Source organism: Sphingomonas sp. CFBP 13720 (assembly GCF_014842075.1).
GTDB lineage: Bacteria > Pseudomonadota > Alphaproteobacteria > Sphingomonadales > Sphingomonadaceae > Sphingomonas.
Genome location: NZ_JACYVA010000002.1, coordinates 513,338 through 532,255, shown reverse-complemented (window position 1 = coordinate 532,255; position 18,918 = coordinate 513,338). Strand labels below are relative to the sequence as shown.

Below are 18,918 nucleotides of genomic sequence, written 5' to 3'. Positions count from 1 at the left end.
AACGCAGCGTTACGACGTTGACCAGAGCAACTAGCAGATGTTGGGCGTTATGTTGGTTGCGCCGGTCAAATCGCCCCGGAGGGCTTGATAAACAACGACTTTTTTATGAAAGTGGCGGAGCGGGAGGGATTCGAACCCTCGATACGGTTTTGCCGTATACTCACTTTCCAGGCGAGCGCCTTCGACCACTCGGCCACCGCTCCGCATTGCCGGAAGGTTGCGTCCCTAGGGCGTGGCAAGGTTTCGTGCAAGCGACGGTTGCGCATTGTGTCAGGGGCATGCCACGATACGGCATGATTTCGATCCTTGCCCTCGCCGTGCTGCTTCAGGCTGCACCCGTTCCTGTCGCGGCGAAGCCCGCCGATCCGGTCGCGGCGGATTGGCGCGACGTACCGGCGGACGAACTGCTGGTCCTGAACCTTGCGGGCGATCGGCGCGTCGTCATCCGGCTGGCGGCACGATATGCACCGGTACATGTCGCCAACATCCGCATGCTGGCGAAGGCGCACTGGTGGGACGGGACGTCGGTGTACCGTGTGCAGGACAATTATGTCGCGCAATGGGGTGACGTGTCGGGCAAGAAGCCGCTGCCTCCCGGCGTCGTCGCCAAGCCACCCGCGGAGTATCAGGCCCGGTACGACGCGGTCGCGCGACTGGCGCGACCCGATCCCTATGCGGCGTCCAGTGGTCACAGCGCGGATGGCTGGCCGGTCGCGGGGCGGGGCGGGCAGGGCTGGTTGACGCATTGTTACGCGATGGTCGGCGTCGGGCGCGACATGGCCCCCGATACCGGCAATGGCGCCGAACTCTATGCCGTGATCGGGCATGGTCCACGGCACCTCGACCGCAACATCGCGCTGGTCGGGCGCGTGGTCGAGGGGATCGAGCACCTGTCCTCGCTGCCGCGTGGCACGGGCGAACTGGGTTTCTATACCAAGGACGAGGCCCCGACGGCGATCGTGTCGGTCCGTCTCGCCAGCGATCTGCCTGACGCGACGCGACCGCACTTCCAGTATCGCGCGGCCGACAATCCACGATACCGCGCTTGGGTGAAGAGCCGCGAGAATCGCGAACCGCCGTTCTTCAACGTGCCTGCGGGCGGAGCGGACATTTGCAACGCGATGCCGCCGGTGCGGGCTACCCCGGCCGGGTAGGACGGATCGCGACGTTTGGGTGAAGGGGGGCAACCGGTCCGTCACCCGGTTCGGATCGTGGCGGTACGGTTTGACGAATGATTGCGTCCGAAAGGTCGGCAGTTGAGCCGGCCTGCTTCGCCAGCGGGACCGACGCTTCCGATCCGGCGCACGCAGCCACGGGCCGCGACCATGTCGGAGGCACGATACCTCTTGGGCGGAAGGCGGATTCAGCCTCGGCCCCTACGGTGGCGATCAACGGATCAGGACGTCGGTCCCAGATCGATCGGTGAATAAGGGATCGACGGTCGCAGCTTCGCACCATCGCGCCGTGCCGGCCGGATCAACACCGCCATGCTGCGGCAAAACGAGTCCATCTGTCGCAAGAGAACGATCCGCGGCTTGTTGGGCGGTTCGCAGAAGCGGTCCCAATGAACCGGAATCACCAGCGTCGCGCATGTTTTCGCTACGGCCTCATGCCGATATTCTCCGACGAACCGGGGGATCTACCTGCCAAATAAAGCGATGCGAGAAACACGACATCGGCCTTGAGGGTCTTGAACTTGCCCGGAACGTGGTTGCTGACTGTCGAGGCCTTCCGCGCATGGAAGCTTGTGAACACCGAGCGGTGTCCGTTCCTGCTGTCCGACGGCAGTCCGGCCGCTATGCGCGAACATCCCTAGGAGCGGCTGTCCCCTAATCGAACGGAGGCGCCGCCGTCCTCGATCGTCGATGCGGACGGGGCGTTGGCGGCCCTGCGCACGGGGCGTATCTCCGCCGTCTTTAGCCGTGATCAAACCCGCGACGCGAGCAACGCGACGCCGAACCCCATGAATATCCCGCCGGTCACCCGGTCGAACGTCCGTCGCAGCGCAGGGCGCGTCAGATATCGCGCCAGCGATGCGCCGCCAAGGGCGTAGACGGCGTACCACAGGCATTCGATCGCCGCGAAGGTCGCCACGAGGATCGCGAACTGCACCGGTTGCGGACGCGTGTGGTCGACGAACTGCGGCAGGAACGCGGTGGCGAACAGCAGCGCCTTGGGATTGCTGATTCCGACGAGAAACCCGTCACGAAACAGTCGCCCTCCCGCAGGAACGGCAATGGGAAGGTCCAGCGGCGCACCGTGCGACCGCCACGCACGGATGCCAAGATACAAAAGATACGCCGCACCGGCATAGCGTAGCACGCCGAACAGCCCGGGCACTGCCGCCAGCATCGCTGCAAGGCCCGCGGCCGATGCGGTAAGGATCGCGACCAGTGCGGAAAGGCAACCCGCCATCGCGGGCATGCTGCGCCGCCAGCCCAGCGCCACGCTGCGCGTCATCACGTGCAGCATGTTCGGCCCCGGCGTGCCGCACAGCATCGCCACCGCCGCGACGAACAGCAGCCACGTCGTCAGCGTCATGACGATCGTCCGGTTACCGTCCGACCCAGTCGGCGACCGCGGTGGCAACGCCGTTCGCGGCCTGGTTCAGCGCGGGGCCCACTGTGGTAGCGTCGACCGCGCTCAACGGCACGCGCTGTTCGAACCGGCGTTTTTCGAAGCTCGCCGATCCTTCGCGCTGAAGCGTGGCGTCGAACGTCACCACCGCTTCGCTGCGCGTCGCGTCGATGCCGAAGCTGCGCAATTCGCCCGAAAGCTGCGACCCCGGATCGCTGAAGCTCTGTCGGCTGCTCAACACCACGCGACCCGCACGCGTCGTTAGCGTATCCGACATCAACCGTGCGAACAGCCGCGCGGGCGGTTCGACCCACACCGCGTCCTTGACGTACGCGATGCTGGTATCGCTCGATCGCACCGGGACGCGTGTGACCGCCAGCTCCTGCGGGACCACCGGCACCTGTACGGTGATCGACCGCGTACCGGCCGACGTCTGCGTCTGCCCGGCGGGGACCACATTGGTCGCCGCCAGCGTGAGCAGCGCGGGCGGCGGCTCCGCGCCGAAGCGAATGCACGCGGCCAGCGGCAGGAGCATCAGGACCGACAGCTTCTTCATGGCGCTTCTCACTTCTTGGGATCGTAATCGGGCAGCTTCGGGCTGCCGATCAACGAGGATGCTCCGCCGCGATCGACCTTTTCCGCGACCGATGCGAGCGCGCCAGTCATCGCGCGCAGATCGCCGACCAGCTGGTTGACCTCGGGGATGGTCTTCGTGCTGAACGTCTGCAATCCCGGCTGGGCCGCGCCGATCGCCTTGTCGAGGGTTTCGGCGCTGCGTTGGGCGCTGGCGATCGTGCGGTTGAGCTGCTGGATCGTCGGCTGGATATCGTTCGCCAACAAGCCGTTGGTCGTTGCCGCCAGGTCGCCGATCTGTTGCGACGCGATGCCGGCGCGCTGGATCGCCACGCGCGTTTCGGCCAGAGTCGCCGCGATTTCCGGCCCGCGATCGGCCAGCGCGTCGGTCAGGCGGTTGGTGTTGTCGAGGATCGCGGCGATCGAATTCTGGTTGCGATCCGACAGCACGTCGGCCAGCCGTTCGGTCAGCGTCGTGACGCGTTCGAGCAGTTGCGGCGCCGAACTGAGCAACGCGGCGACGCCGCCCGCCTTGGGCGGGATTACCGGCACGCCCATCGGGCAGGATTGTTCGGGATTGGTTTCCGGACACGTGATCGGCGGGGCGCCCTTGACCGCGCCGTCCAGCGTGATCGTCGATACGCCGGTGAAGCTGCCGACGATCGTCGCGGTGGTGCCCAGCAGTACCGGGGTTTCGTCCTTCACCTTGATGCGGACGCGGACGAATTGCGGATCCTTCGGCCACAGGGCGATATCTTCGACCTGTCCCGACGGCACGCCGGAAAAGGACACCGGCGATCCCTTTGCAAGGCCGTCGACGGCTTGTTTGAAGAAGACGTCATACTCCTTCTCGCTGCCGCCGCCGATCCGGGCCAGCCAGACGGTGAACAGCGCCAGCATCGCCAGCAGGATCAGCACGACGGCGCCGACTAGGACGTGGTTCGACCGGGTTTCCATCAGCGCCTCTGGGCTTGGGGCTTGGCCAGCGTCACGCCGGCCTCGCCATGGGCGGCGTCGCGTGCGATGCGGTCCTGTGCATCGGTCGCGGCGCGGCCACGGGGTCCGTTGAAATATTCCTGGATCCACGGATGGTCCAGTGCGAGCAGTTCGTCGATCGTGCCGACGGCGATGACCTTGCGATCCGCCAGCACGGCCACCCGGTCACAGATGGCATGCAGCGTATCGAGGTCGTGGGTGATCAGAAACACCGTCAGCCCCAGCGTCTTCTGAAGCGAGGCGGTGAGTTCGTCGAACGCCGCCGCGCCGATCGGGTCGAGACCGGCGGTCGGTTCATCGAGGAACAGCAGTTGCGGATCGAGCGCCAGTGCGCGGGCCAGCCCGGCGCGCTTCTTCATCCCGCCCGACAGTTCGGACGGATATTTCGGTCCGGCATTGGCGGGCAGGCCGGTCATCACGACCTTGTACCCGGCAATCTGTTCGAGCAGCGCGGGGCGCAGCTTGGGATAGAATTCCTTGATCGGCACCTGCACGTTTTCAGCGACCGTCAGCGTGGAGAACAGCGCCCCGCCCTGGAACAGCACGCCCCATTTCTTGCGGATCTCGGTCGCTTCGGTTTCCTCGCGGCCGATCGTGTTTTCGCCGAACACGTCAATCGAGCCCGCTACCGGCGTCTGCAGGCCGATGATCGACCGCATCAGCACCGATTTGCCGGTGCCCGATCCGCCGACCACGCCCAGAATCTCGCCGCGCCGCACGTCGAGGTCGAGTCCTTCGTGGATGACCTGATCACCGAAGGCGTTCTTCAGGCCGCGGACGCGGATGATCGAGTCGTCGTCGCTCATATCCATCCGATCCATGCGAAGAAGATCGCGAAGAACGCGTCCAGCACGATGACGAGGAAGATCGCCTGCACCACCGCCGCCGTCGTGCGGCTGCCGACCTGTTCGGCGTCGCTTTCGACCTGCATGCCGTGGAAACATCCGGCCATGCCGATGATCGCGCCGAATACCGGGGCCTTGATCAGCCCGATATACAGGTCGGTGATCGGCACGACCTCGCGGATGCGGGTGACGAAGGTGATCGGCGGGATGCCGAGCTGTGCCCAGCTGAGCAGTCCGCCGCCGATGATCGCGATGATCGAGGCATAGAAACCGAGCAGCAGCATCATCACGATCGCCGCGATGACGCGCGGCAGGACCAGCGCCTCCATCGGCGACACGCCGATCGTGCGCATCGCGTCGATCTCTTCGGTCAGCTTCATCGTGCCGAGCTGCGCCGCGAAGGCCGATCCCGATCGCCCGGCGACCATGATCGCGGTCATCAACACGCCCAGTTCGCGGAAGGTCAGTCGCCCGATCAGGTTGATCGTGAACACTTCCGCGCCGAACTGCCGCAACTGTACCGCGCCCTGTTGCGCAATGACCATGCCGATCAGAAAGCTCATCAGCCCGACGATGCCCAGCGCCGATACGCCGACCACCTCGAAACGCTGCACCGTCGCGTTGAAGCGAAAGCGGCTGGGATGCCGAATGACGTTGACGAAGGCCAGAACGGTCGCCCCCATGAACCCCAGCAGGCCGATCAGCGTCCGCCCGCTGCCGGTCACGGCATCGCCGATCTCCTGCAGGACGCGCACCGGCGGGCTGCTTGGCCGTTCCTTGCGCACCACAGGATCGTCGGCGGCCGCGACCTGATCGAACAGATGCTGGCTGTCGGTGCCCAGCCCCTCGATAGGGACGCCGCGTTCGGTGGCGAAGCGGTGGACGATCCATGCGCCGACGGTGTCGATCCGGTCGATCGCCGACAGGTCGATCCGGTCGACCTTCCCATCATAGGCCGACAACCGTTCGGGCAGATCGCCGATCGCGGACAGCGACAGGTTGCCGGTGAATCGCAGCGCATCGCCGCTATCGGTCCGAACGTGCGAAAAATCGGCGGAAGCGCTCATCGATGCCACCCATCGGCGATTTGCCGTGCCGCGGCAAGATGGTACGCGCAATCGATATGCGGCACCGCGACCTCGCCATTTACGATATGGACAAGACGATCACCCGCGTCGCGACGTGGACGCCGTTCCTGCGCCATGCCGCGCGCGAACGCGGGCCGATGGCATGGTGGCTGCTGCCGGTCGCGGGGGCGGCGGTCGCCGGCTATGCGCTGCGGCTGTACGGACGCGACCGGTTGAAGGAGATGACCCATCGCCTGATCCTCGGTCGCGCGGTTGCGGGCGACCGGCTGGCCGACAGTGCGCGCGCGTTCGCGCAGGCGACGGTCGCCGGCGGGCTGCTCGCCGGTGCGCGCGAGCGGATCGAGAAGGATCGGGGGGAGGGGCGGATGCTGGTGATGGCGACCGCGTCCTATCGTTTCTATGCGCAGGAGATCGCCGAACTGCTGGGCTTCGACGCGGTCATCGCGACGGAAAGTGCGCGCTGCGACGCCGGGAACGTGCTGTCGCGGATCGACGGCGAGAATTGCTATGGTGCGGCCAAACTGCGCGCGATCGAGGCGTGGACGACGGCGCAGGGCATCGTCCGCAGCGATGTGGCGGTTCGATTCTATAGCGATCATGTGTCCGACGCCCCGGTGTTCGAGTGGGCCGACGAAGCCTTCGCGGTCAACGCCCATCCGCCGCTGCGCACCCTCGCGAAACGGCGCGGCTGGCCGGTGCTCGACTGGCGGGGATAGGTCAAAGCCAGCGGTCGACCGAATGGATGACCAGCCCGACGAACCCGCCGACCAGCGTGCCGTTGATGCGGATATATTGCAGATCGCGCCCGACCGCATTTTCCAGCCGCCCGGTGATCGTCTGCGCATCCCAGCCGCGCACCGTGTCCGACACCAGCCGCACGATCGCGTCGCCATAATCGGCCACCGCGCCCACCACGGCGCGACGGACGAAGCGATTGACCTTTGCCGCCAGCGCCGGATTGTCCTGCAACGTCGTGCCCAACTGGCGCAGCGCGTCGCCGATCGGCCCAGCCATCGCCCGGTCGGGGTCACGCGCAATGGTCAGCAATCCACCACGGATGCGTTCCCATACGCCCATCCACCACGCGCCCAGCGCAGGATTGTCGATCAGTTCGTTCTTGAACCGGTCGACCTTCGCCTGAAGCTCCGGCGAATGCTGGAGATCGTGCGCGAACAGCGCCAGCCCCTCATTGGCCTTGGCACGCAACGGATGGTCGGGATCGTCCGCGACCTCGCCCAGCATCTTGTGCAGTCCGTTCAGGACCGACGTTGCAAGCGTTTCGTCCAGCCCGGTCCAGCGCAGCACCGCGCCCGCCCGCTTCTGGATCATCGAGCGGACCAGCGCTTCGTTGGCGTCGAGCGTCTTGGCGGTCCAGCGGACGATCGCATCGATCAGCGGCAGGTGCCGATTGTCGGCGATCGCGGTTTCCAGCGTCCGGCCGAGCGCGGGGGCGGCGTTGAGCGTGCGCAGCCGTCCCGCCATCGCACCACGGACCATCGTTCCAAGCTGGTCGGGATCGAGCGCTTCGAGCAAATTGGCCGCCAGCCGCGACGCTCCGCGCCGCAGCCGCCCGTCGCGGTTCAGCGGATTGGCGAGCCATCGCCCCGCCGCGCCCGCCACGTCGAATCGGTGCATGCGACGGGCGACGACATGCGCCGTCAGGAAATTGTCGCGCAGGAACACCGCCAGCGTGTCGCCGATCCGGTCCTTGTTGCGGGGGACGATCGCAGTGTGCGGGATCGGCAGACCCAGCGGGTGGCGGAACAGCGCGGTGACCGCGAACCAGTCCGCCAGACCGCCGACCATCGCCGCTTCGGCGAACGACTGGACGAACCCCCATGCCGGATGCGTTCCTTCGAGCCTGCGTGACGCGAGGAACAGCGCGGCCATCGCCACCAGCATGGCCGTGGCGATCCGCCGCATCCGGCGCAGCTGGGGAGGGACGACGTCGCCCGCCCGAACGACGCCCGCAATACGTGGCATTGGCGGAACAATCGCTGACGCGACGGAAAGTTCAACCCCGTCGCCATTACCGGTCGCAATGCCGCTTCTCGATCGGCATGGGCGCGCCGGTGTCGTTCCGTGTCACGGTCCGTTTCGGGGCGGATCGGGATCGACGTCGATCGTGCCCCTGCGTCCTGCACGTCTGTCACCCCGGATAGGATGTACCGGGGTGACGACATGCGGCGAATGCCGGTCGCGCGACCTTCGCCGGCGGGCGGCGGCTATTCGGCGGCGGGCAGGGGCTTGGGCCGGTCGTCGTGCGGCAGGCGCCCACCCGGACGGTGATCGATCACGGCGACCGCTTCGTCGGCATCGCCGGGGCGATAGGTCAGCAACCGTCGAGACAGGCGCGGTCCGACCCAGCGTTCCAGTCCGACCGCAAGGCTGAATGCGCCCGGTACGATCAGCAGCGTGAGCACGGTCGACACGGTCAGCCCGCCGATCACGGTGATGCCCATCGGTGCGCGCGACGACGCATCGCCCGACAGCGCCAGCGCGGTCGGGACCATGCCCGCGACCATCGCCACCGTGGTCATCACGATCGGCTGTGCGCGCTTGTGTCCTGCGTCGAGGATCGCGACGGTCTTGTCGACGCCCTTCTCCATTTCCTCCAGCGCGAAATCGATCAGCAGGATCGAGTTCTTGGCGACGATGCCCAGCAACATCAGCAGCCCGATATAGACCGGCATCGAGATCGGATTGCCGGTCAGCCACAGCGCCAGCAAGCCGCCCAGCGGGGCGAGCAACAGCGACCCCATGTTCACGAACGGGGGCATCACCCGCTTGTACAGCAGCACCAGCACGCCAAAGACGAGGAAGATGCCCGATATCACCGCGACGATGAAGTTCTGGATCATCTCCGCCTGCCACTTCGCCTGACCGACGGTCAGTTCGCGGACGCCCATCGGCAGGTTCTTCATCGTGGGAAGGTCGTGGATCGCCTTCATCGCGACGCCGGATACGACGTTCGGGGCCAGATCGGCGCCGACGACCAGCCGGCGTTGCTGGTCGATCCGGTCGATCTTGGTCGGCCCCGCGCCGAACCCGATATCGGCGACGACCGACAGCGGCACCGACCCGCCGGTGGCGGTCGGCACGGGCAGGTTCTGGATCGTCGACAGTCGCGACCGGGCATCGCGCGACAGTGCGACGCGGATCGGAATCTGTCGATCGGACAGCGAGAAGCGCGCGCTGTTCTGGTCGATGTCGCCCAGCGTCGCGATGCGGATCGCCCCCGACAGCGCGGCGGTGGTCACGCCGAGGCTGGCGGCAAGGTCGCTGCGTGGACGGATGATGATTTCCGGCCGTTTCAGATCGCCCGAAACGCGCGGTGCGACCACCAGCGACAGCTTTTCCATATCCTTGACCAGCCGGTTCGCCGTGGCGTTCAGCTCGACCGGATCGTCGCCGCCCAGCGTGATCGACAGGTCGCGGCTGTTGCCGCCCCAGCCGAACTGCGACCGGAACGATACCCGCGCGTCAGGGATGGCCGCGAGCTGCGGCGCGAGGTTGCGTTCGAAATCGACGCTTTTGACGTCGCGCTTCTCCGCCAGCTCGGCGGTGACGCGGCCGTTGCCGGCATAGGAGGACGAATAGACCGACGTCACCAGCGGCTGTGCGCGCAACAGGTTCTCGACCCGTTTGACGACGACGGCGGTCTGTTCCAGCGTGGTGCCGGGGACCATGTCGACGCTGGCGGTCACGCGGTCGCGGTCCTGCGGCGGCTGGAACGTCTGCGGGATCACCATGAACATCACGACGGTCAGCGCCAGTGCCGCCGCGCCGCCGACGATCGTCGACCAGCGATGCCGCAGCGTCCAGCGCAGCACACCCATGTACCGATCCATCAGCCAGCCTTCGCCATGCGTGGCGGTGCCATGGGCCTTCAGGAAATAGGCGGCGATCATCGGCGTCAGCAGCCGCGCGACTGCAAGGCTGAGCAGCACCGCAGCGACGACGGTGAAGCCGAAATTCTTGAAGAACTGTCCGGCGATGCCCGGCATCATCCCGACCGGCAGGAACACCGCGACGATCGCCATGGTGGTCGCGAGCACCGCGATGCCGATTTCGTCCGCCGCGTCGATCGATGCCTGATACGCCGATTTGCCCATGCGCATGTGCCGGACGATATTCTCGATCTCCACGATCGCATCGTCGACCAGCACGCCCGCGACCAGCGACAGCGCCAGCAGCGTCATCTGGTTGAGCGTGAAGCCCATCATGTCCATGAACCAGAAGGCGGGAATCGCCGACAACGGGATCGCCAGCGCGGAGATGAGCGTGGCGCGCCAGTCGCGCAGGAACAGGAACACGACCACGATCGCGAGCAACGCGCCCTCGACCATCGCCGCCATCGCCGAATGATACTGGATTTCGGTGAACTTGACCGAATTGGACAGCAGCGCGAAACGGACCTGTGGATTGCGCTTCTGCAAATCGGCCAGCCGCTTTTCGGCTTCGTGGAACACGGTCACGTCCGACGCGCCCTTGGCACGCTTGATATCGAACGCCAGCACCGGACGGCCATTATATTCGGCGAACGAGGTCGGTTCGGCATAGGCGTCGCGCACGCTGGCGATATCCGCCAGCCGCACCGATCGTCCGCCGCCGACCGGCACCTGCGTCTGCGACAGCGCATAGGCGGTGGCAGCATTGCCCAGCACGCGGACCGATTGTTGCGACCCGGCGATTTCCGCCTTGCCGCCCGCCGCGTTCAGATTGACCTGTCGCAGTGCCTGGTTGACCTGCGACGCGGTCAGCCCCTGCGCCTGCAACCGCGCGGGGTCCAGCGTGACGCGGATCTCGCGATCGACGCCGCCGACCCGCTCGACCGTGGCCATGCCCTCGATCGCCAGCAATTCCTTCGACACCGTATTGTCGACATACCAGCTGAGCTGTTCGGCGGTCATGTCGTCGGCGATCGCGGTCCACGACGCCAGATCCTTGTCGGTGGTGTTCGCGCGGAACACCTGTGGTTCCAAAATGCCGTCGGGCAATTCGCTGCGGATCTGGTTCACCGCTTCGCGCACGTCGTTGACCGCGCGATCGATCGGCGTGCCGATGTCGAGCTGGATGACGGTCTGCGACGACCCTTCGTTGACGGTCGATTCGATCTGGTCGATGCCCTGCAACGATCGGACCGCTGCCTCGACCCGCTGCGTCACCTGCGTTTCCAGCTCGGTCGGCGCAGCGCCGGGCTGGCTGATGACGACGATCGCCACCGGGAATTCGATGTCGGGGTCCTGGTTCACGTCCATGCGCATGAACGACACGATCCCCGCGATCGTCAGCGCGAGGAACAGGACCAGCGGCGGCACCGGATTGCGGATCGACCATGCCGAGATGTTGCGGAAGCCCATCGCGCTATTCCTTTCGCGCGGCGGCGGCCGCCGCCCGGACGGGCACCACCTGTTGCCCCGGATTCAGAAACGCGCCCGCGCTGGCGACGACGCGTTCGTTGCCGACCAGACCGGCGGCGATCAGCGCGCCTTCGTCCGATACCTCGGCCACGCGCACGTCGCGACGCACCGCCTTGTCCTGCGCATCGAGGACATAGACATAGCTGCCCTTGTCATCGCTCAGCACCGCCGATTCGGGCAGCAACGGCGCGGATGTTGCGCCCGCGCCGACCCGCGCGCTGGCAAAGCCGCCGGGGCGCAGCGCGGGATCGTAGGACAGCGCGATGCGGGCGATGCCCTGTCGCGTCTGCGGGTCGATCACCGGCGACACCTGCCACACTTCCCCCCGGAACACGCGGGTATCGCCGACCGGCACGACTTCGGCCGGAACACCCGCACGCACCGACGCCAGATCGGCCTCCGACAATTGCGCGCGCATTTCCATCTGGCCGCCCATCGCGATGCGGAACAGCACGCCGCTGCCCGACGACACGACCTGTCCCGGTTCGACTGCGCGGGTCAGCACCAGCCCGGCGGCGGGGGCACGGATGTCGAGCCGGCGGTTGCGCGCCTGCGTTTCCGCCAGCTGTGCCTGCGCCACGCGGACGCGGGCATCGGCAGCGTCGCGCGTCGCGGTCTTGCGGTCGATATCGGCCTTCGACACGAACCCGCGCGCGACCAGTTGGTTCGATCGTTCCAGTTCGGCCTGCGCGATGCGGGCATCGGCGCGCGCCACGCGGACCTGCGCCTCCAGCGAATCGGCGGTCTGCGCCTGCACCGACCGGTCGACGGTCGCCAGCACCTGTCCCGCGCCGACCCAGCTGCCGGGTTCGACCAGTACGCGCGTGACCAGTCCGCCTTCGCCGGCCACGCCGACCGGCATCTCGCGGCGTGCGGCCAGCGATCCCGAACCGGTGACGCTGCGGCGCACGGTTTCCTTGCCCGGCACGACGATCGTGACCTTTGGCAACGATCCGGCGGGTGCCGTCGTCGGCACCGTGGCCGGTGCTGGCGGAGCGCCGCGTCCGAACGCCCACCATGCGCCGATCGCCGCCAGCAACAGGACGACGATGCCGATCACGACCGCGCGCCGCCGCGAACGCCCCGCGCCCACCGGCGCTTCCAGGGCAAGATGTTCGCCCGCAATCGTCGTCGTTTCGTAATTCATCCAACCCATCCCGCTGGCAGCCCCCTGCACGTCGACGCTGTATTATCCGAATATAGCACCGACCTCAAGCACACCATCGCGTTTTTCGATAAGCGCGACAAGGGGCGCATCGATTGCGTTCAGCCTACGTTGTGCTCGCAATCGTACCGATGCGCGATCGCAACGAAAAAGGATTTCAAATGCTTCGCCCCGTTCTGATGCTTGCCGCGACGATCGCCGCACTGCCCGCCGCCGCGCAGACGGTGGCTCCGGTCGGCACGCCGATCCTGACCGACGCCACGCTGCTCGACGTGACGGCGCAGGGCAAGGCGACGCGCGTGCCCGATATCGCGACGATCCGGGCGGGCGTCGTCACCCAGTCGCCGACCGCCGCCGCCGCGCTGTCCGACAATGCCGCGCGCATGACGCGGGTGGTCGCCGCGCTGCGCCGCGCCGGGGTGGCCGAACGCGATCTCCAGACGTCGCAGATCCAGCTTCAGCCGCAATATCGCTATGCCGAGAACCAGCCGCCCGCGATCACCGGCTATCAGGCAAGCAACACGGTGTCGGTCCGGTTCCGGGACGTGGCGAAGAGCGGTGCGATCCTCGACGCGCTGGTGACGCAGGGGGCGAACCAGATTGACGGTCCGACGCTGTCGGTCGACGCCGCCGACGCCGCGATGGATGAGGCACGCACCGATGCGATCCGCCGCGCCCGCGCCCGCGCTGAACTCTATGCGAAGGCGGCGGGCCTGCGCGTCGACCGGATCCTCACGATCGCGGAGGGCAGCGACCAGTTGCCGCAGCCCCCGATGCCGATGATGGCGCGCATGATGGAAAAATCGGCGGACTCGACGCCGGTCGCGGCGGGCGAGCAGGAACTGGGCGTCACCGTATCGGTGCGGTTCCTGCTGCGCTGATGCTCACGGTCGGCCGAGAAAGCGTTCCGCGATTTCGGCCGGCACGCGCACGATGCGGGCGGTGGCGCGGTCGATCATCGCCCATGTCGTCTTCGCCTCTACCTTCACCCGGCCATCGGCCCCGGTGAAGCGCATCATCCGGTCGAACCGTGCCCCGCGCGGCGGACCGGCGACCCATGTTTCGGCAAGGACTTCCTCCCCCGCCGCGACGTTGCCACGATAATCGATCTCGTGGCGCGTCACGACCCAGACATAGGCCGCCTGTTCGTCCGCCGTTGCCAGTGCCGCCCAATGCGCCACCGCCACATCCTGTATCCATCGGACCCAGACTGCGTTGTTGACGTGGCCCAGCTCGTCGATGGCATCGGGGCCGGCGGTGATCGAAAGCGTGAAGACGGTCATGCGGGCGATGTACCGGGATTTGCGCAGGACTGCACGCGGATGCGCGAAGCAGGGACTACCCCACCGGACGGGGTTTCAATCCGCTGTCGGACAGCCGCCACGACCGCTGCTCCACGGTGGCACCGTCGATATCGCCCGTCCGGTGCAACACGACCGGCCCTTCCAATGCGAACCGTCCGCCGTCACGCAGCCGGCCGGTCACGCGTACCGGGATCGTCACGTATCGCTGCCCCGCGCCGGCATCGATCGGGCCGGGCGTACCGATCACGGCATCGTAGCTGGCGAACTTCGCGAAACTGGCGGCAAAGGCATCGGCGTCCATCCCCGACGCGCGCCCGGAATTACCCCACAACGCATAGGCATCGGCATAGCGACCGGCAGAGACCGCCGAGAAATATCCGTCGAGCACCGCCTTCGCCGCCGCCACGCCGTCTTCGGCGACCGGCGACGACGGCGGGGGAGCGCTGACACCGGGAATGCCTTCACCGGCCGGAATGGTGGTGGCGGGTGTCAGCGGCGTCGGCACGGGGGAAGCCGGTGCAGGGGCGGCGACGTTCGCATTGTCCGCGCCGTCCGCCTCGCCGCCGCCACAGGCGGTCAGCAACAACGCGAGCGTCGCTGCCGCCGCCGCCCTCAAGGTTCGATCGCGGTGCGATCGGCGTCGTCGAGGTCGCCGTCCTCGGCCAGATTGTCGTCCTCGAAATCTTCCTGAAGCTCGTCTTCGGCCTGATCGCCGCCGGCGGTGCCGACCGTGTCGTCATCCTCGGCGCCCAGCTCGTCGTCGGCCATGGCGAGTTCGTCCTCGTCCTCCTCGTCCGACTCGCCCAGATCGGGGGCAAGATCGGTCAGGATCGTACCGTCGCTCGGCCCGTCGCGCGTTGCTTCGAGGATCTCGGCACGCTGGCTCTCGTCATAGCCGTCCTCGTCGAAACCGTCGTCGCCCGGCACCTGTCCGCTCACCTGATGACCACCCATCGCCTGCTCCTTTACGGTTGTTCCGTTCCGTCAACCGCCGGACCGGGGAGCCGGTTCCTATCCGCGCCGGAACAACCGGCCATGTTCGGTACGGAACACGATGAGCAGCGCGATCAGGCCGAGCGCGAGGAACCCGCCGTACAGCGGCACGGTGGTCCCGTCGAACGACTGGCCGATCAGCGCGCCCAGCACCGCGCCGCCCAGCATCGATACGAACCCCTGCAACGACGATGCGGTCCCGGCGATCGCGCCCATATTTTCCATTGCCATCGCGGAGAAATTGGACGTCGCCAGGCCGAAACACGCCATCATCAGCGCCTGGAGAATGATGAAGCTGACCAGCGATTCGAGACCCGCCAGCGTGATCGCCAGATGCAGCGCCGCGACCGCGATCAACCCCAGCAGCGCGGCATGCGAGATCAGCCGCGTACCGAACCGCATCACGATCCGCGAATTGAAGAACGACCCGGCGGCCATCGTGCCCGCGACGCAGGCGAAGACGATGGTCAGCAATTTCGGGCGGCCGAACGTCACGTCCATGATCTGCTGGATCGATCCGACGAACCCGAACAGCCCGCCCGATAGCAACGCCGCCGCCAGCGTATAGCCGACGGCATAACGGTCGCGCAGCACTACGCCATACCCCTGCACGATGCGGCGCGGGTCCAGCGTCTGCCGGTCCGTTTCGTGCAGCGTTTCGGGCATGCGTGCGACGAACCACGCAAGGATCGCGACGGTGACGATCGCGATCCCGCCAAAGATCCAGCGCCAAGAACCGAACGCCAGCACCAGTTCGCCGAACGACGGCGCCAGCACCGGCGCGGCCATGAAGAAGATGAAGGCAAGGCTCATGACGCGCGCCATCGCACGGCCCGAATAGCAATCGCGGACCAGTGCGACGGTCACCACCCGCGCGCCCGCCACCGCCGCGCCCGACGCGGCGCGCGCGATCAGCAGCAGGACGAAGCTGCCCGAAATCGCCGCGACCAGATTGGTGATCGCACTGGCCACCAGCGCGAAGATCAGCACCGGACGGCGGCCGAACCGGTCGGCCAGCGGTCCATAGGCGAGTTGCGCGATCGAAAAGCCGAGCAGGAAGGCGGTGATGACGAACTGCCGCGTATTGGGTTCGGCGACGCCCAGCGAATCGCCGATCGCGGGGAGCGCGGGCAGCATCGAATCGATGCCCAGCGCGGTAAGCGCCATCAACGCGGCGATCAGGGTGACGAACTCGCCGAACGGAAGCGGCGCGCGGTCGGCGCTGCCCTCCGCAGGGGCGTCGGCGGCATGGTCGGCGGCAGCGTCCGGACCGGTATCGGCGCGGGCGAGGGGCGGGGAGTCGGGTTCGTGCTGCATTGCGGTATCCCCATGCCGCATCCGTGCGTCCGGGTCACGCACGGGATGACCCTGTTCGTGCGTGTCGGGGCGGGCTATCTTCATCTGCATGTCTTTCGGTGCTTTTCAGGATTCCGCCATGTCCGACACGTTGCTTTCGCAGGTTCCGCTCATTTCGATGGCGCGGGCCGATCACGACCCCGACGGTTTCGCTCAGGCGTTCGGCGATTCGTTCCAACGCTTCGGATTCGCGATGGTGTCCGATCACGGCGTCGATCAGGGCGTGATCGATCGGGCATGGGCGATGACCCGCGCGTTTTTCGACCTGCCGGAGGAGGAAAAGCGGCGCTATTTCGTCGCAGGTGGCGGCGGCGCACGCGGCTATACCCCGTTCAAGACCGAGATCGCGAAGGGCGCCAAATATGTCGATCTCAAGGAATTCTGGCATGTCGGTCGCGAACTGACCAAGGGTCATCGGTACGAAGCGTTCATGGCCGCCAATGTCTGGCCCGACCGTCCCGAAGGATTCCGCCAGACCTTTCTCGACCTGTTCGGTGCGCTGGACGATGCCGGCGACCGGCTGTTGTCGGCGATCGCGCGCTATCTGGGTCTCGCGCCCGACTGGTTCGACCCGGCGGTGAAGGACGGCAATTCGATCCTGCGCTTGCTCCATTATCCTCCGGTCGCGGCCGATGCGCCCGAAGTCCGCGCGGGCGCGCATGAGGATATCAACCTGATCACGCTGTTGCTGGGCGCGGAGGAAGCCGGGCTGGAACTGCTCGACCGCGACGGACACTGGCTTCCGGTCGAGCCGCCTGCCGGCGCGATGGTGGTGAACGTCGGCGACATGCTCCAGCGGCTGACCAACCACGTCCTGCCGTCGACCACGCACCGCGTGGTCAATCCGCCGGTCGAACGCCGTGGCCGGTCGCGATATTCGATGCCGTTCTTCCTGCACCCCGCGCCCGATTTCATGATCGAAACGCTGCCGGGCTGCGTGTCGGCGGAGAACCCGAACCGCTATCCAGAGGCGATTTCGTCCAACGACTATCTGTATCAGCGGCTGGTGGAGATCGGGCTTATCAAGGCGTGACGGGGCGGGGGGCCGGGAGTTTCGGCTCATTGTCCGTTCGGTCCGATCATGTCGAGAACTTGTGGCCTGCTGCACCGCCTTCCCGACAGGCGCGATGGCTAGTCGAGGCGAACGGATCGGGGTTGAAGCGGGCAGGGGGACCCGGGCACCGTCCCCGAACCAACCCTCTTCCCCTTACGCCGCCTGCCGCCTAGAGACACGAAATTGGCCGGACCCCATGTCTGGCCGCAACATTGTTACACAATCGAGGACAACATGACCCAACCGCTCCGCGTCGCCATCGCCGGCCTCGGCACCGTCGGAGCGGGCGTGATCCGGCTGATCGCGACCAATGGCGACCTGATCGCGCGGCGGGCGGGGCGTCCGATCCAGATCGTGGCGGTGTCGGCGCGCGACCGTGGCAAGGATCGCGGCGTCGACCTGTCGGGCTTCGCATGGGTCGACGATACCGCCGAACTGGTGCGGACGGGCGATGCCGACGTGGTGGTCGAACTGGTCGGCGGATCGGACGGCCCGGCGCTCACGCTGGCACGCGCGTCGCTGGCGGCGGGCAAGGGGTTCGTCACCGCGAACAAGGCGATGATCGCGCATCACGGCCTCGAATTGGCAGAAGCTGCCGAACGCGCGAACGTCGCGCTGAAATTCGAAGCGGCGGTGGCCGGCGGGGTGCCGGTCATCAAGGGACTGCGCGAAGGGGCGGCGGCCAACGAACTGTCGCAGGTCTACGGCATCCTCAACGGCACCTGTAATTTCATCCTGTCGAAGATGGAGGCGGAAGGCCGCGACTTCGCCGAAGTGCTGGCGGAAGCGCAGGCACTGGGCTTTGCGGAGGCCGATCCCAGCTTCGACATCGACGGCGTCGACGCCGCGCACAAGCTGTCGATCCTTGCCAGCATCGCATTCGGCACGCGCCCCGCGTTCGGCGAGGTCGCGATCACCGGCATCCGCCACGTGCTGGCCGCCGATATCGCCGAAGCGGCCGCGCTCGGCTATCGCATCCGGCTGGTCGGCATGGCGCAGGCGGGTCCGAACGGGCTGTTCCAGCGGGTGCACCCGCATCTGGTGCCGCTCGACCATCCGCTGGCGCATGTCACGGGGTCGCTCAACGCCGTGGTGGCCGAAGGCAATTTCGTCGGCCGGCTGTTCTTTCAGGGACGCGGCGCGGGCGACGGTCCCACCGCCAGCGCGGTTGTCGCCGACCTGATCGACATCGCGCGCGGCGAATATGGCGCGCCCTATGCCATGCCCGCCGCCGCGCTGACCGCCGCGACGCCGGAAACGCCCGGCGAACGCCGTGGCCGGGCGTATGTCCGGCTGAGCGTAGCCGACCGCGTCGGCGTACTGGCCGAAATCGCGGCGGCGATGCGCGATGCGGGCGTATCGATCGAAAGCCTGATCCAGCGCGGCGTCAGCGCCGATGGCAGCGTGCTGGTGGCGATCGTCACGCACGAAGGGCCGGAACGCTGCGTCGCACAGGCGCTCGACCGGCTGGTCGGGTCGCCCAGCCTGACCGGCAAGCCGATGTGGATGCACGTACTGGGCGGGTGAGGCGCTCGACCGGCGCG

General features: G+C 67.0%; 17 protein-coding genes and 1 tRNA gene. 5 read left to right on the top strand and 13 right to left on the bottom strand.

What is annotated here, in order from left to right; all coding sequences use genetic code 11:
• Window positions 1-112: 112 nt before the first annotated feature.
• Window positions 113-203, bottom strand: a tRNA-Ser gene (locus IFT55_RS07610).
• A gap of 90 nt (window positions 204-293) precedes the next feature.
• On the opposite strand from IFT55_RS07610, the gene IFT55_RS07605 reads away from it, so the two are divergent.
• Window positions 294-1,154 (top strand): peptidylprolyl isomerase, encoded by an 861-nt coding sequence (locus IFT55_RS07605; RefSeq protein WP_192090617.1) that lies wholly within the window; start codon window positions 294-296, stop codon window positions 1,152-1,154.
• A gap of 772 nt (window positions 1,155-1,926) precedes the next feature.
• Here the strand turns inward: IFT55_RS07605 and IFT55_RS07600 are convergent.
• The 5 genes from IFT55_RS07600 to IFT55_RS07580 are packed head-to-tail and all read right to left on the bottom strand — an operon-like array spanning window position 1,927 to window position 6,058.
• Window positions 1,927-2,541, bottom strand: coding sequence for a LysE family translocator (locus tag IFT55_RS07600; protein ID WP_192090615.1), 615 nt, complete (start codon window positions 2,539-2,541; stop codon window positions 1,927-1,929).
• 13 nt (window positions 2,542-2,554) lie between these two features.
• Window positions 2,555-3,133 carry an ABC-type transport auxiliary lipoprotein family protein gene (locus IFT55_RS07595; protein WP_192090613.1) on the bottom strand — a complete coding sequence of 193 codons (579 nt, stop codon included), beginning with the start codon at window positions 3,131-3,133 and terminating at the stop codon, window positions 2,555-2,557.
• Between the two features lie 8 nt (window positions 3,134-3,141).
• Window positions 3,142-4,107, bottom strand: coding sequence for an MlaD family protein (locus IFT55_RS07590; protein WP_192090611.1), 966 nt, complete (start codon window positions 4,105-4,107; stop codon window positions 3,142-3,144).
• Window positions 4,107-4,952 carry an ABC transporter ATP-binding protein gene (locus tag IFT55_RS07585; protein ID WP_192090609.1) on the bottom strand — a complete coding sequence of 282 codons (846 nt, stop codon included), beginning with the start codon at window positions 4,950-4,952 and terminating at the stop codon, window positions 4,107-4,109. Before IFT55_RS07585 ends, IFT55_RS07590 begins: the two co-directional genes overlap by 1 nt.
• Window positions 4,949-6,058 carry an ABC transporter permease gene (locus IFT55_RS07580; protein ID WP_192090607.1) on the bottom strand — a complete coding sequence of 370 codons (1,110 nt, stop codon included), beginning with the start codon at window positions 6,056-6,058 and terminating at the stop codon, window positions 4,949-4,951. Before IFT55_RS07580 ends, IFT55_RS07585 begins: the two co-directional genes overlap by 4 nt.
• Before the next feature lie 56 nt (window positions 6,059-6,114).
• On the opposite strand from IFT55_RS07580, the gene IFT55_RS07575 reads away from it, so the two are divergent.
• Window positions 6,115-6,795 carry an HAD family hydrolase gene (locus IFT55_RS07575; RefSeq protein WP_192090605.1) on the top strand — a complete coding sequence of 227 codons (681 nt, stop codon included), beginning with the start codon at window positions 6,115-6,117 and terminating at the stop codon, window positions 6,793-6,795.
• A gap of 1 nt (window position 6,796) precedes the next feature.
• Here the strand turns inward: IFT55_RS07575 and IFT55_RS07570 are convergent, their stop codons facing one another.
• The 3 genes from IFT55_RS07570 to IFT55_RS07560 form a co-directional block, all read right to left on the bottom strand.
• Window positions 6,797-8,062: a DUF445 domain-containing protein gene (locus IFT55_RS07570; RefSeq protein WP_249403653.1), complete on the bottom strand. Its 1,266-nt coding sequence runs from the start codon at window positions 8,060-8,062 to the stop codon at window positions 6,797-6,799.
• A gap of 242 nt (window positions 8,063-8,304) precedes the next feature.
• A complete protein-coding gene (locus IFT55_RS07565) occupies window positions 8,305-11,442 on the bottom strand; it encodes an efflux RND transporter permease subunit (protein WP_192090603.1) in 3,138 nt (1,045 codons plus the stop codon).
• 4 nt (window positions 11,443-11,446) lie between these two features.
• The gene (locus IFT55_RS07560; RefSeq protein WP_192090601.1) at window positions 11,447-12,649 is read right to left on the bottom strand and encodes an efflux RND transporter periplasmic adaptor subunit; all 1,203 of its coding nucleotides are present in this window, start codon (window positions 12,647-12,649) and stop codon (window positions 11,447-11,449) included.
• Window positions 12,650-12,828: 179 nt separating this feature from the next.
• Here IFT55_RS07560 and IFT55_RS07555 point away from each other — a divergent pair, with 179 nt between their 5' ends.
• Window positions 12,829-13,548, top strand: coding sequence for an SIMPL domain-containing protein (locus IFT55_RS07555; RefSeq protein ID WP_192090599.1), 720 nt, complete (start codon window positions 12,829-12,831; stop codon window positions 13,546-13,548).
• A 3-nt stretch (window positions 13,549-13,551) separates the two neighbouring features.
• Here the strand turns inward: IFT55_RS07555 and IFT55_RS07550 are convergent, their stop codons facing one another.
• The 4 genes from IFT55_RS07550 to IFT55_RS07535 are packed head-to-tail and all read right to left on the bottom strand — an operon-like array spanning window position 13,552 to window position 16,365.
• Window positions 13,552-13,950, bottom strand: a complete 399-nt coding sequence (locus tag IFT55_RS07550) for an acyl-CoA thioesterase (protein ID WP_192090597.1) — start codon at window positions 13,948-13,950, stop codon at window positions 13,552-13,554.
• Window positions 13,951-14,005: 55 nt separating this feature from the next.
• A complete protein-coding gene (locus IFT55_RS07545) occupies window positions 14,006-14,587 on the bottom strand; it encodes a hypothetical protein (protein WP_192090595.1) in 582 nt (193 codons plus the stop codon).
• Window positions 14,584-14,925 carry a DNA primase gene (locus IFT55_RS07540; RefSeq protein WP_192090593.1) on the bottom strand — a complete coding sequence of 114 codons (342 nt, stop codon included), beginning with the start codon at window positions 14,923-14,925 and terminating at the stop codon, window positions 14,584-14,586. The genes IFT55_RS07545 and IFT55_RS07540 overlap by 4 nt, the downstream gene beginning before the upstream one ends.
• Before the next feature lie 57 nt (window positions 14,926-14,982).
• Window positions 14,983-16,365: a multidrug effflux MFS transporter gene (locus IFT55_RS07535; RefSeq protein ID WP_249403652.1), complete on the bottom strand. Its 1,383-nt coding sequence runs from the start codon at window positions 16,363-16,365 to the stop codon at window positions 14,983-14,985.
• A 34-nt stretch (window positions 16,366-16,399) separates the two neighbouring features.
• Here IFT55_RS07535 and IFT55_RS07530 point away from each other — a divergent pair, with 34 nt between their 5' ends.
• Together IFT55_RS07530 and IFT55_RS07525 are read left to right on the top strand one after the other, a co-directional pair.
• Window positions 16,400-17,353, top strand: coding sequence for an isopenicillin N synthase family dioxygenase (locus IFT55_RS07530; RefSeq protein ID WP_192090591.1), 954 nt, complete (start codon window positions 16,400-16,402; stop codon window positions 17,351-17,353).
• Window positions 17,354-17,608: 255 nt separating this feature from the next.
• The gene (locus IFT55_RS07525) at window positions 17,609-18,901 is read left to right on the top strand and encodes a homoserine dehydrogenase (RefSeq protein ID WP_192090590.1); all 1,293 of its coding nucleotides are present in this window, start codon (window positions 17,609-17,611) and stop codon (window positions 18,899-18,901) included.
• Window positions 18,902-18,918: the final 17 nt, after the last annotated feature.